The 12,765-nt window shown below is 61.0% G+C and carries 11 protein-coding genes; 6 read left to right on the top strand and 5 right to left on the bottom strand.

The genetic code is table 11. The features are described from left to right. The 4 genes from L8H52_RS15250 (at window position 1) to ppx (ending at window position 3,750) form a co-directional block, all read left to right on the top strand. Entirely contained in the window at window positions 1-669 is a 669-nt protein-coding gene (locus tag L8H52_RS15250) for an amino acid ABC transporter permease (RefSeq protein WP_242207715.1), read from the top strand. Further along, window positions 666-1,316 carry an amino acid ABC transporter permease gene (locus L8H52_RS15245; protein ID WP_242207714.1) on the top strand — a complete coding sequence of 217 codons (651 nt, stop codon included), beginning with the start codon at window positions 666-668 and terminating at the stop codon, window positions 1,314-1,316. The genes L8H52_RS15250 and L8H52_RS15245 overlap by 4 nt, the downstream gene beginning before the upstream one ends. Continuing rightward, the gene (locus L8H52_RS15240; protein ID WP_007911148.1) at window positions 1,303-2,040 is read left to right on the top strand and encodes an amino acid ABC transporter ATP-binding protein; all 738 of its coding nucleotides are present in this window, start codon (window positions 1,303-1,305) and stop codon (window positions 2,038-2,040) included. Before L8H52_RS15245 ends, L8H52_RS15240 begins: the two co-directional genes overlap by 14 nt. A gap of 207 nt (window positions 2,041-2,247) precedes the next feature. Continuing rightward, window positions 2,248-3,750: an exopolyphosphatase gene (gene ppx / locus L8H52_RS15235; RefSeq protein WP_242207713.1), complete on the top strand. Its 1,503-nt coding sequence runs from the start codon at window positions 2,248-2,250 to the stop codon at window positions 3,748-3,750. A 250-nt stretch (window positions 3,751-4,000) separates the two neighbouring features. On the opposite strand, the gene ppk1 is transcribed toward ppx, so the two are convergent. Beyond that, window positions 4,001-6,226, bottom strand: coding sequence for a polyphosphate kinase 1 (ppk1, locus tag L8H52_RS15230; protein ID WP_242207712.1), 2,226 nt, complete (start codon window positions 6,224-6,226; stop codon window positions 4,001-4,003). Between the two features lie 18 nt (window positions 6,227-6,244). Next, on the bottom strand, window positions 6,245-7,258 hold the full coding sequence (hemB, locus tag L8H52_RS15225; RefSeq protein ID WP_242207711.1) for a porphobilinogen synthase: 1,014 nt from the start codon (window positions 7,256-7,258) through the stop codon (window positions 6,245-6,247). A 207-nt stretch (window positions 7,259-7,465) separates the two neighbouring features. On the opposite strand from hemB, the gene L8H52_RS15220 reads away from it, so the two are divergent. Next, entirely contained in the window at window positions 7,466-8,116 is a 651-nt protein-coding gene (locus tag L8H52_RS15220; protein WP_242207710.1) for a DedA family protein, read from the top strand. A 291-nt stretch (window positions 8,117-8,407) separates the two neighbouring features. Further along, on the top strand, window positions 8,408-9,076 hold the full coding sequence (gene elbB / locus L8H52_RS15215) for an isoprenoid biosynthesis glyoxalase ElbB (RefSeq protein ID WP_242207709.1): 669 nt from the start codon (window positions 8,408-8,410) through the stop codon (window positions 9,074-9,076). Window positions 9,077-9,193: 117 nt separating this feature from the next. Here the strand turns inward: elbB and L8H52_RS15210 are convergent, their stop codons facing one another. From L8H52_RS15210 to L8H52_RS15200, 3 genes are all read right to left on the bottom strand, one after another. Beyond that, complete coding sequence (locus L8H52_RS15210) at window positions 9,194-9,649, bottom strand: YaiI/YqxD family protein (RefSeq protein ID WP_007911138.1); 456 nt, start codon at window positions 9,647-9,649, stop codon at window positions 9,194-9,196. 120 nt (window positions 9,650-9,769) lie between these two features. Beyond that, window positions 9,770-11,665, bottom strand: a complete 1,896-nt coding sequence (locus L8H52_RS15205) for an FTR1 family protein (protein WP_242207708.1) — start codon at window positions 11,663-11,665, stop codon at window positions 9,770-9,772. A gap of 75 nt (window positions 11,666-11,740) precedes the next feature. After that, window positions 11,741-12,640 carry a LysR family transcriptional regulator gene (locus L8H52_RS15200; protein ID WP_242207707.1) on the bottom strand — a complete coding sequence of 300 codons (900 nt, stop codon included), beginning with the start codon at window positions 12,638-12,640 and terminating at the stop codon, window positions 11,741-11,743. Window positions 12,641-12,765: the final 125 nt, after the last annotated feature.

Genomic DNA, 12,765 nt, shown 5'->3' with positions numbered 1-12,765 from the left:
ATGGCTTATCAGTTCGATTTCATGCCGGTGGTGGAAAACACCGACCTGTTGCTGCGCGGCGCGCTGTTCACTCTTGAGCTGACGGCCATCGGCGCACTGCTTGGGGTTGGCGTGGGCATTGTCGGGGCGTTGGTGCGGGCGTGGAACATCCGCCCGTTCTCGGCGATCTTCGGCGTCTACGTCGAGTTGATCCGCAACACGCCGTTTCTGGTGCAGTTGTTCTTCATCTTCTTCGGCCTGCCGTCGCTGGGTGTGCAGATTTCCGAGTGGCAAGCGGCGGTGCTGGCGATGGTGATCAACCTTGGCGCCTATTCGACCGAGATCATCCGCGCCGGCATTCAGGCGATCCCGCGCGGGCAACTGGAAGCCTCGGCGGCATTGGCGATGACGCGCTTCGAGGCGTTCCGTCACGTAGTCCTGCTGCCGGCGCTGGGCAAGGTCTGGCCGGCCCTGAGCAGCCAGATCATCATCGTCATGCTCGGCTCGGCGGTGTGTTCGCAAATCGCCACCGAAGAGCTGAGCTTCGCCGCCAACTTCATTCAGTCGCGCAACTTCCGCGCCTTTGAAACCTACGCACTGACCACGCTGATCTACCTGTGCATGGCGCTGCTGATTCGCCAGTTGCTCAATTGGATCGGTCGCCGCTACATCAGCAGGAGCCGCGCATGAGTGACTTCACCTTCTGGGACATCCTGCGCAACCTGCTCGTCGGCCTGCAATGGACATTGGCGCTATCGCTGGTGGCGTTTATCGGCGGCGGCCTGGTCGGGCTGCTGATCCTGATCATGCGCATCACGAAAAACTCTGTGTCGAGCAGCATCGCCCGCACCTGGATCGAGCTGTTCCAGGGCACGCCGCTGCTGATGCAGCTGTTTCTGGTGTTCTTCGGCGTTGCGTTGGCCGGGATCGAAATCTCGCCATGGATGGCCGCAGCGATTGCCCTGACCTTGTTCACCAGCGCTTATCTGGCGGAGATCTGGCGCGGTTGCGTCGAGTCGATTTCCAATGGCCAGTGGGAGGCCTCGGCGAGTCTGGCGCTCAATCCGCTGGAGCAACTGCGCTACGTGATCCTGCCGCAAGCGCTGCGCATTGCCGTAGCGCCGACCGTGGGTTTCTCGGTGCAAGTTGTCAAAGGCACCGCCGTGACCTCGATCATCGGCTTCACCGAGCTGACCAAGACTGGCGGCATGCTCGCCAACGCCACGTTTGAACCATTCATGGTCTACGGCCTCGTCGCCCTCGGCTACTTCCTGCTCTGCTACCCCTTGTCCCTCAGTGCGCGCTACCTGGAAAGGAGACTGCATGCCTCTGCTTAGAATTTCCGCCCTGCATAAATACTACGGCGATCACCACGTGCTCAAAGGCATCGACCTCAGCGTCGAGGAAGGCCAGGTGGTGGCGATCATCGGCCGCAGCGGCTCGGGCAAATCCACCTTGCTGCGCACCCTCAATGGCCTGGAGTCGATCAACGACGGCGTGATCGAAGTCGACGGCGAATACCTCGACGCCGCCCGCGCCGATCTGCGCAGCCTGCGGCAGAAGGTCGGCATGGTCTTTCAGCAGTTCAATCTGTTCCCGCACCTGACCGTGGGCGAAAACGTGATGCTCGCGCCGCAAGTGGTGCAGAAAGTGCCGAAAGCCAAAGCGGCGGAGCTGGCGCGCGAGATGCTCGAGCGCGTGGGGCTTGGGGAAAAGTTTGATGCGTTCCCCGATCGGTTGTCCGGCGGCCAGCAACAGCGCGTGGCGATTGCTCGGGCACTGGCGATGTCGCCGAAGGTTCTGCTCTGCGACGAGATCACCTCGGCGCTCGACCCGGAACTGGTCAATGAAGTGCTCAGCGTGGTGCGGCAACTGGCCAAGGAAGGCATGACATTGATCATGGTCACCCATGAAATGCGCTTTGCCCGCGAGGTCGGGGACAAACTGGTGTTCATGCACCATGGCAAGGTGCATGAGGTGGGGGATCCGAAGGTGCTGTTTGCCAATCCGCAGACGGCGGAGCTGGCGAACTTTATTGGCACGGTGGAAGCGACAGCCTGAAGATCTTCTGAGGCAGTGATGCCCTCTTCGCGAGCAAGCTCGCTCCCACATTGGAATGCGGTCACCTGTGGGAGCGAGCTTGCTCGCGAATGGCCGCGCCGCGATCTCCAGACTTTCTGCGTTGAATCAACGGTTTGAACCATGCGCGTTGGCGCCAGCGTTTGATCGTGGCACGATGTCGAGGTTATCGACCGAGACCCCCTGACCATGCCGCAATCCCAAGCCAAGAATCTGTCCCTGATCGCCGCAATCGACCTGGGCTCCAACAGCTTTCACATGGTCGTGGCCAAGGCCCAGAATGGCGAAATCCGCATTCTCGAACGGCTCGGCGAGAAGGTTCAACTGGCTGCCGGCATCGACGATGAGCGCAAGCTCAACGAAGAATCGATGCAACGCGGCCTCGATTGCCTCAAGCGCTTCGCTCAACTGATCAACGGTATGCCGCTGGGCGCCGTGCGTATCGTTGGTACCAACGCTTTGCGAGAAGCGCGCAACCGCCTCGAATTCATCCACCGCGCCGAAGAAATCCTCGGCCATCCGGTGGAAGTCATCTCCGGCCGTGAAGAAGCGCGCCTGATTTATCTGGGCGTGTCGCACACCCTCGCCGACACCCCCGGCAAACGCCTGGTCGCCGACATCGGCGGCGGCAGTACCGAATTCATCATCGGCCAGCGCTTCGAGCCGCTGCTGCGTGAAAGCCTGCAAATGGGCTGCGTCAGCTTCACCCAGCGCTATTTCAAGGACGGCAAGATCACCCCGGCCCGCTACGCCCAGGCGTACACGGCGGCGCGGCTGGAGATCATGAGCATCGAACACGCTCTGCATCGGCTGACCTGGGATGAGGCCATCGGCTCTTCAGGCACCATCCGCGCCATTGGCCTGGCGCTTAAGGCCGGCGGACACGGCACTGGCGAAGTGAACGCCGAAGGTCTGGCGTGGCTCAAGCGTCGCCTGTTCAAACTTGGCGACGTCGACAAGATCGATTTTGAAGGCATCAAACCGGATCGCCGAACCATTTTCCCGGCGGGTCTGGCGATTCTCGAAGCGATCTTCGATGCTCTCGAACTGCAACGCATGGACCACTGCGACGGCGCGCTGCGTGAAGGCGTGCTGTACGACCTGCTCGGCCGCCATCATCACGAAGACGTGCGCGAACGCACCCTGACCTCGCTGATGGAGCGTTACCACGTCGATCTGGAACAGGCGGCGCGGGTTGAGCGCAAAGCCTTGCACGCGTTCGATCAAGTGGCGGCGGACTGGGAGCTGGACGACGGCATCTGGCGCGAACTCCTCGGTTGGGCGGCGAAAGTGCACGAAGTCGGCCTCGATATCGCCCACTATCACTACCACAAGCACGGTGCCTACCTGATCGAACACTCGGACCTCGCCGGCTTCTCCCGCGAAGACCAACACATGCTCGCGCTATTGGTGCGCGGCCATCGCCGTAATATTCCCAAGGACAAGTTTGCTGACTTTGGCGACGACGGCGACAAGCTGATTCGCCTGTGCGTGCTGCTGCGCTTTGCGATTCTGTTCCACCACATTCGTGGAACTCAGGCGATGCCGCAGGTGGTGTTGCATGCGAAGGGTGACAACCTGGATGTGGAGTTTCCGGAGAACTGGCTGGATGAGAATCAGCTGACTCAAGCGGATTTCGGGCTTGAGGCGGATTGGCTGACGCGGGTGGGGATTGTGCTTACTGTTCACTGAGTTAAATCTCAGGCGCAAAAAAAGGCGATCCTTCTGGATCGCCTTTTTTATTGGGTGTTCGGCCGGGATTTAGTGGTGTGCGTGAGATCGATGCCCCTCACCCCAGCCCTCTCCCGAGGGAGAGGGAGCCGATCTGGGCGCAGTTCAAACCTGAGTTCGACTCGATTTCTCAGGTCGGCGTATAGCGTAAGACACCTCGGTCTGTCCCCTCTCCCTCCGGGAGAGGGTTAGGGGGCTCTTGCTCTTGGCTTTAGCTGCTCACCGGCAGGATGGGGCTGCCCAACCGCTCCAGCAACGTCGCCTGCGCACTCCTCGGGTTCTGATTGCCAGTCGGCGTATTGCGGATGTAACGACCATCCGACTGCAAGCTCCAGCTGTGGGTGTTATCGGTCAGGTACAACTCCAGCTCTTTCTTCACCCGGGTCAGCAGCTTTTTACCTTCGACCGGGAAGCAAGTCTCGACGCGCTTGTCGAGGTTGCGTTCCATCCAGTCAGCACTGGAGAGGAACATCTGCTCGTCGCCGCCATTGAGGAAGTAGAACACCCGTGTGTGTTCAAGGAAGCGACCGATGATCGAACGCACATGGATGTTGTGCGAAACCCCGGCAATCCCCGGACGCAGGCAGCACATGCCGCGCACCACCAGATCGATGCGCACGCCGGACTGGCTGGCCTTGTACAGCGCGCGGATGATCTTCGGATCGGTCAGCGAGTTGAACTTGGCGATGATGTGCGCCGGTTTGCCGTCGAGCGCAAATTGCGTCTCGCGGGTGATCATATCGAGCATGCCCTTCTTCAGGGTGAACGGCGCATGCAGCAGCTTCTTCATGCGCAGGGTTTTACCCATGCCGATCAACTGGCTGAACAGTTTGCCGACGTCTTCGCACAAGGCATCGTCGGAGGTCAGCAGGCTGTAGTCGGTGTAAAGCTTGGCGTTGCCGGCGTGGTAGTTACCGGTGCCGAGGTGCGCGTAACGCACAATCTCGCCGGCCTCGCGACGCAGGATCAGCATCATCTTGGCGTGGGTCTTGAAGCCGACCACGCCGTAAATCACCACCGCACCGGCTGCTTGCAGGCGGCTGGCCAGTTGCAGGTTGGACTCTTCGTCGAACCGCGCACGCAGCTCGATGACCGCCGTGACTTCCTTGCCGTTACGCGCGGCATCGACCAGCGCATCGACGATCTCGGAGTTGGCGCCCGAGCGGTACAGGGTCTGGCGCACAGCGAGTACGTGCGGGTCTTTCGCGGCTTGACGCAGCAGGTCGACCACCGGGGTGAACGACTCGAACGGGTGCAGCAGCAGGATGTCCTGCTTGCTGACCACGCTGAAAATGTTTTCGCTGTTCTGCAGCAGTTTCGGGATCTGCGGGGTGAACGGCGTGTATTGCAGCTCCGGATGACTGTCCAGGCCGGTGATGCTGAACAGCCGCGTCAGGTTGACCGGGCCGTTGACCTGATACAACTCGCTCTCGCTCAGGTTGAACTGCTTGAGCAGGTAGTCCGAGAGGTGTTTCGGGCAAGTGTCAGCGACTTCCAGACGCACCGCATCACCGTAACGACGCGAGAACAACTCGCCACGCAGCGCGCGGGCCAGGTCTTCTACATCTTCGGAGTCGAGCGCCAGGTCGGCGTTTCGGGTCAGACGGAACTGGTAGCAGCCCTTCACCTTCATGCCCTGGAACAGGTCATCGGCGTGGGCGTGGATCATCGACGACAGGAACACATAGTTGTCGCCCGGGCCGCCGACTTCTTCCGGCACCTTGATGATCCGTGGCAGCAGACGCGGTGCCGGGATAATTGCCAGACCGGAGTCGCGACCGAAGGCGTCGATACCTTCCAGCTCGACGATGAAGTTCAGGCTCTTGTTCACCAGCAGCGGGAACGGGTGCGTCGGGTCGAGGCCGATCGGGGTGATGATCGGCGCGATCTCGTCGCGGAAGTAGCGGCGCACCCAAGTCTTGAGCTTGACCGTCCAGTTGCGGCGACGGATGAAACGCACCTGATGCTTTTCCAGCTCCGGCAACAGGATGTCGTTGAGGATCGCATACTGACGGTCAACGTGACCGTGGACCAGCTCGCTGATCCGCGCCAGCGCCTGATGCGGTTGCAGACCATCGGCACCGGCCTGTTCACGGGCGAAGGTGATCTGCTTCTTCAGGCCGGCGACGCGGATTTCAAAGAATTCGTCGAGGTTGCTGGAGAAGATCAGCAGGAACTTCAAGCGTTCCAGCAACGGATAGGACTCGTCCAGCGCCTGCTCCAGCACGCGGATGTTGAATTGCAGTTGCGAAAGCTCGCGGTGGATGTACAGGCTGCTGTCATCCAGGCCCGGAATGGCGATCGCCGGCACCACCGCCGCAGGTTCGGCCGCCGGCGCGGGTGGCGCTGGCTCCAGCTCCGGCGGGGTTTCGGTGATTTGCTCGACCACCGGTTGAGCTTCTTTTACTGCAACTTCCGTGAGTCCTTCGGTATTCATTGAATGTTCCTGGGAGGGCTATTTCTGCTCTCGTAACAATTGAGCGGCGCGGACAGCAAAGTAAGTCAGGATGCCATCAGCGCCGGCACGTTTAAAGGCGGTCAGTGATTCGAGAATCACCGCCTCGCTCAACCAGCCATTCTGGATCGCCGCCATGTGCATGGCGTATTCGCCGCTAACCTGATAGACGAAGGTCGGCACTTTGAAGGCATCTTTTACCCGGAAAAGAATGTCCAGGTAGGGCATGCCCGGTTTGACCATGACCATGTCCGCGCCTTCAGACAAGTCTGCACCGACTTCGTGCAGCGCTTCGTCGCTGTTGGCCGGGTCCATCTGATAAGAAGCCTTGTTGGCCTTGCCGAGGTTCGACGCCGAGCCGACTGCATCACGGAACGGGCCGTAATAGGCGCTGGCGTACTTGGCCGAATAAGCCATGATCCGCACGTTGACGTGTCCGGCGATTTCCAGCGCTTCGCGGATCGCCTGAATACGACCGTCCATCATGTCCGAAGGCGCGACAACCTGAGCGCCGGCTTCGGCATGGGACAGGGCTTGGCGGACCAGTGCGTCGACGGTGACGTCGTTCTGCACGTAGCCTTCTTCGTCGAGGATGCCGTCCTGGCCGTGGGTGGTGAACGGATCAAGCGCGACGTCGGTAATTACCCCCAGCTCCGGGAAACGCTCACGCAGCGCACGGGTGGCGCGCTGGGCGATGCCTTCGGGGTTCCAGGCTTCAGCGGCGTCGAGGGATTTCAGTTCAGGAGGGGTGACCGGGAACAGCGCCAACGCTGGAATCCCCAGCTCGACCCACTTCGCCGCTTCTTCGAGCAGCAGATCGATAGTCAACCGCTCTACCCCGGGCATCGAGGCCACGGCTTCGCGGCGGTTTTCACCGTCGAGCACGAACACCGGCAGGATCAGGTCATCGACCGTCAGCACATTTTCCCGCACCAGCCGCCGCGAAAAATCATCACGACGATTGCGACGCAGGCGTGTGGCTGGGAACAGACGATTGGCAGGGGTAAAGCTCACGGCAGACTCCTGAGCCCGCGCAAACGGGCGAGCGTGACAGTTATAGACGGCCATTATGACGAACAGATGACAGTTGTGTGAGACCCGCGACATGTAGCCGCATTCCATTCTCTGTGTAGGAATTGTTCACGTCGAGACACATTTGGACACTTTCATGAATGTGTCCGAAGGGTTAGGCTGCGCGTTCATTTCGCCAGCACCCAGACAATGCTCCAACAATTTCTGCATGACTTTGGCTACTTTGCCTTGTTCCTCGGCACGTTTTTCGAAGGCGAAACCATTCTGGTGCTCGCGGGCTTCCTCGCGTTCCGTGGATACATGGACATCAATATGGTGGTGGTCGTGGCGTTCTTCGGTAGCTATGCCGGCGATCAGCTGTGGTACTTCCTCGGCCGCAAGCACGGGCGCAAATTACTCGCGCGCAAACCGCGCTGGCAGATGATGGGTGACCGCGCGCTGGAGCACATTCGCAAGCATCCGGACATCTGGGTGCTGAGCTTCCGCTTCGTCTATGGCTTGCGCACGGTGATGCCGGTGGCGATCGGTCTGTCGGGTTATCCGCCGGGGCGTTATCTGCTGCTCAACGGCATTGGCGCCGCGATCTGGGCGACAGCGCTGGCTGCGGCCGCCTACCACTTCGGCGCGGTGCTGGAAGGCATGCTCGGCAGCATCAAGAAGTACGAGCTGTGGGTACTGGGTGCGCTGCTGATTCTTGGCGTTGGCCTGTGGCTACGCCGCCGCTTCAAGAATGCGCGCCTGGCCAAGCAGGTTTACGCCGACGAGCAAGCCGCAAAAGCTGCACTGCTGAATCAAGCCGAAGCGTCCAAGCCTGCCGAACCGAAGACGCCAGCCGAGTAACGCGCTGGCGACCTGCTACAGCCCGCCGGCACTGAGCGGGCTGGCTGACTCTTTCAGTCAGATACGTCACTTTTCATCCTCGCTGCTCTGGCGCATTCAAGTTCGCCAGCGGCGTCTTCGCGCCAAAAATCTCCCGCTCGTTACGCAGCAGGCAACCCCAAATAATGAACACCCCGCCGTTGTTGCGATCCATGTAGAAAGCGCTCCATGCAGGTGCAGCCACCCCTTGAGCCTATGGCAACGCGCGACAATTTAGTGGACATTTAGCGCCATGAATCTGGAGAGAAACCCATGAGCAAAAAAGTTGCAGTGATCCTGTCCGGCAGTGGCGTGTACGACGGCGCCGAGATCCATGAAAGTGTCATCACCCTGCTGCGCCTCGACCAACGCGGCGCCCAGGTGCAGTGCTTTGCTCCGAACATCGCGCAACTGCACGTGATCAACCACCTGACCGGCGAAGAAATGCCCGAGTCGCGCAACGTTCTGGTGGAATCGGCGCGCATCGCTCGTGGCAACATCAAGGACATCCGCGAGGCTGATGTCGACGACTTCGATGCGCTGATCGTGCCCGGCGGTTTTGGTGCGGCGAAGAATCTGTCCAATTTCGCCGTCGAAGGCGCTGGCTGCAGCGTGCAGCCTGAAGTGCTGGCACTGGCCGAGGCGTTTGCCGAAGCGGGCAAACCGGTGGGCCTGATGTGCATCTCGCCGGCACTCGCGGCAAAGATCTACGGCCCGGGCGTGATCTGCACCATCGGCAACGACACCGACACCGCCACGGCGATGAACAAGATGGGCGCCACCCACGAAGACTGCGCGGTGACCGACATCATCGAAGACAAGGCGCGCAAACTGGTGACCACCCCGGCTTACATGCTGGCGCAGAACATCAGTGAGGCGGCGTCGGGGATCAACAAACTGGTCGACCGCGTGCTCGAGCTGACCCACGAAAACGACGCCTGACACGGTCTACTGTAGGAGTGAGCCTGCTCGCGATGGCGGTGTATCAGGCAACATATCTGTTGAATGTCCGACCGCTATCGCGAGCAGGCTCGCTCCCACAGGGGATTTGTGTAGGGCTTAAGGTTTGCGGGTCAGGCGCGTGAGGATCCGGTCCAGCGCATTGGCGAACGCTTGCTTCTCGCGATCGCCAAACGGCGCCGGTCCGCCACTCATCTGGCCCTGCTCACGCAGATCGGTGAACAGGTTGCGTACGGCCAAGCGCTCGCCCATGTTCTGCGCATCGAACTCCTTGCCGCGCGGGTCGAGCGCCGCGACGCCCTTCTTCACCAGCCGATCAGCCAGCGGGATATCACTGCATATCACCAGCTCACCGGGTACCGCGTGCTCGACCAGATAATCGTCCGCCGCATCCGGCCCACTCGGCACCACGATCAACTTGACGATGGCCAGCCCCGGCTTGATCTGCGGCTGCCCGGCCACCAGCACCACTTCAAACTGACGCTTGAGCGCAAATTTCACCACCAGATCCTTTGCCGCCCGTGGGCAGGCGTCGGCATCGATCCATACACGCATTTTTCTAACCTCCAAAAACAATTCGCGAGCAAGCTCACTCCCACAAGGGTAACGCTAAACCTGTGGGAGCGACGGTGCGACGATTCGACCTGCTCGCGAATGTGAGCGCAGCGAATGTTGTTAAGCGACTACCCGCCGCTTCTCCGCCACCCAACTACGCCCATACAACACAACGATCGCCAGAATCGCCACCGCCTGCGCCGTCAGCGAATACGCATCGGCATGAATCCCCAGCCAGTCGAATTCAAAGAACGCCACCGGCCGCGTGCCGAAGATCCCGGCTTCCTGCAAGGCCTTCACGCCATGCCCGGCAAACACCACCGACAGCGCACACAGCAGCGCCGCGTTGATACTGAAGAACAGCGTCAGCGGCAGTTTCGCCGAACCGCGCAGAATCACCCACGCCAGACCAACCAGCAGCACCAGTGCCGTCGCGCCACCTGCAAGCACCGCGTCATGCCCGGCCGGGCCGGCCTGCAACCACAGGGTTTCATAGAACAGGATCACTTCGAACAACTCGCGATACACCGAGAAGAACGCCAGAATCGCGAAGCCGAAACGTCCGCCACCACCGACCAGACTGCTCTTGATGTAATCCTGCCAGGCCGCTGCGTGGCGACGGTCATGCATCCACACGCCGAGCCACAGGACCATGACGCTGGCGAACAGCGCCGTCGCGCCTTCCAGCAGCTCACGCTGCGAACCGCTGACATCGATGACATACGCCGCCAACGCCCAGGTACCAAGGCCGGCCAGCAGCGCCAGCCCCCAACCGACGTTGACGCTGCGCACCGCCGATTGCTGGCCGGTGTTGCGCAGGAACGCGAGGATCGCCGCCAGCACCAGAATCGCTTCCAGGCCTTCGCGCAGCAGAATCAGCAGACCGGAGATGTAGCTCAGCGACCAGCTCAGACCATCGCTGCCAAGCAACCCGGCGGACTCTTTCAACTTAGCCTTGGCCGCTTCCAGACGCTGCTCGGCCTGCTCGACCGGCAAGCCGTCCTGCAACGATTGCCGATACGCCATCAGCGATTTTTCAGTGTCTTTGCGCACGTTGGCGTCGACGTTATCCAGCGAACTCTCGACCAGTTCGAAGCCTTCCAGATACGCCGCGACCGACAGATCGTAGGCCTGATCGTGTTCGCCAGCGCGATACGCGGCGAGGCTCTTGTCCAGGGTTGCAGCGGTGTAGTCGAGCAACTGTGCCGGGCCACGCTTGACCTGCGGCGGCTGCGCGCGTTGCGCACGGAACGTCGCCGCCGCTTGCGGGCCTTCGGCGGCCTGCACTTCGGCCGGGGTCTGGCGCGCCAGATCGGCGATGTTGTAGGTCTTCTCGGACTTGGCTGCCGCCGGATCAGCGCTGAAACCGGCGATGTAAGTCGCCAGATCCCAGCGCTGCCGATCATCGAGCTGATCGGCAAACGCCGGCATGTCGGTGCCTTCAACGCCCTGACCCAGGGTGTTGTAGATCGCATACAGACTCAGGTGATCCAGCCGCGCCGCCTCACGCAGATTGGCCGGTGCCGGGCTCATGCCGAGGCCCGCCGGGCCATCACCGGCGCCGCTGTCGCCGTGGCACACCGAGCAATTCTGCGCATAGAGCGGCGCTCCCCGGGTAGGATCGGGGGTGATGATCGGCGCCTGGCTGACTTCATACGCCACGGCCAGTTGTGCGCCCAGTTGCCGTGCCTGACGGGCCACTTCGGCGCCGTCCTGTTTCGCACTGATCGCCGCCTGCAAAGCGCTGACACCTTGCTCCAGCGCAACCTTTTCAGGCTTGGCCGGCATGCCGGCGATCAAGCCTTGCAGCGCCCGAGTGAACTCCAGTTGCTCGCGGTATTCGGCGTCATCGACAACCTTGCCCGCCGCTACCGTCGGCGGGTAGTCGGCGCTGATGTAATCGAGCAGGTGCAGCGCTTGCGGTGCGCCTTCCACGGTATCGGCCAGCAGATTGAAGCTGCTCAGCGCAAACAACGGGAACACCAGCCAGGCCAGGAAACGGGACGAGGCAGTCATGAAGAATTCTCAAATGGAAATGCGAAGTTACATATTGTTCACTTCGAACGCGTTTCCCTCAAGCTTTGTCGGCATTCAACGCAACACCGGACTGATGCCGCGGTAGTGCTCGGTCATGAACTCAACGAACACTTTGACCTTGAGCGCCATATGCCGGGCGTGGGGATACAGCGCGTAATAGTGCCGCTGACCGAGGGTGTAATTGGGCAGGATCTGCACCAGCCGACCGCTCAACAAGTCATCCTGCACCGTCGCCCGGGTGAATGCGGCGATACCGACACCGGCCAGTGCGGCGGCGTGCAGTGAGCTGATCGAATCGGCCTTGAAGCGCCCATTCGCGCGGATTTGCGTGGTCACTCCGCGCGCATCGGTCAGCGCCCAGTCGCTGCCACCGGCGAACGCCAGCAACTGATGCTCGGCCAATTCCCGCACCTGTCGCACCAGACCATGCCGAGCGACATAAGCGGGTGAAGCGACCAACAACATGTCCGACACCGTGAGCAATCGCGCTACCAGTGATGAGTCGTCAAGCGGCCCACAGATGCGCAACGCCAGATCAAACCCTTCGGCGATCAAATCGACAAAACGGTCATCGCAGGACAGATCGACTTCGATCTCGGGATAACGCTGTTGAAAAGCCGGCAGCCAATTCGCCAGTTCCAGCGTGCCGATCACCACCGGTGCGCTGACGCGTAATACCCCACTGGGTGTTTCATGGGCCTGACCGACTGCCACGGCAGCCTGATCAAGGCGATCGAGGATATCCACACACGCGACGTAATACTGCTGCCCCGCAGTGGTCAGGCTGAAGCGCCGGGTGTTGCGATTGATCAGGCGGGTGCCGAGCTCGGCTTCCAGTTGCTGCAACTGCCGGGAGATCGTCGAGTGCGTAGTGTCGAGTCGTTCAGCAGCAGCACTGAAACCACGACACTCGACGATGCAACGGAACGCACGCATAGCCAGCAGTTGATTCATTGAAAGGCCGCAACTCAATTGATCGGTGAGCGGGCAAGCCTAGCGCAATCCATAACGCCCGGCAGCTGCAAACCAGCCCTATAATGCGCCACTCCCCGCCGTTGCCGTTCAAGGAAGAACCCGCC

This window comes from Pseudomonas sp. CROZ-RG-20F-R04-15 (assembly GCF_022662375.1).
GTDB lineage: Bacteria > Pseudomonadota > Gammaproteobacteria > Pseudomonadales > Pseudomonadaceae > Aquipseudomonas.
This window is presented reverse-complemented; position numbering and strand designations above follow the sequence as displayed.

Excerpts from the sequence above, each read along its gene's own strand:
- L8H52_RS15205 (WP_242207708.1), bottom strand. The coding sequence starts at position 11,665 with ATGACTGCCTCGTCCCGTTTCCTGGCCTGGCTGGTGTTCCCGTTGTTT.
- L8H52_RS15250 (WP_242207715.1), top strand. The coding sequence starts at position 1 with ATGGCTTATCAGTTCGATTTCATGCCGGTGGTGGAAAACACCGACCTG.
- ppx (WP_242207713.1), top strand. The coding sequence starts at position 2,248 with ATGCCGCAATCCCAAGCCAAGAATCTGTCCCTGATCGCCGCAATCGAC.
- L8H52_RS15200 (WP_242207707.1), bottom strand. The coding sequence starts at position 12,640 with ATGAATCAACTGCTGGCTATGCGTGCGTTCCGTTGCATCGTCGAGTGT.
- L8H52_RS15240 (WP_007911148.1), top strand. The coding sequence starts at position 1,303 with ATGCCTCTGCTTAGAATTTCCGCCCTGCATAAATACTACGGCGATCAC.
- L8H52_RS15210 (WP_007911138.1), bottom strand. The coding sequence starts at position 9,649 with ATGCGTGTATGGATCGATGCCGACGCCTGCCCACGGGCGGCAAAGGAT.
- elbB (WP_242207709.1), top strand. The coding sequence starts at position 8,408 with ATGAGCAAAAAAGTTGCAGTGATCCTGTCCGGCAGTGGCGTGTACGAC.
- ppk1 (WP_242207712.1), bottom strand. The coding sequence starts at position 6,226 with ATGAATACCGAAGGACTCACGGAAGTTGCAGTAAAAGAAGCTCAACCG.
- L8H52_RS15220 (WP_242207710.1), top strand. The coding sequence starts at position 7,466 with ATGCTCCAACAATTTCTGCATGACTTTGGCTACTTTGCCTTGTTCCTC.
- L8H52_RS15245 (WP_242207714.1), top strand. The coding sequence starts at position 666 with ATGAGTGACTTCACCTTCTGGGACATCCTGCGCAACCTGCTCGTCGGC.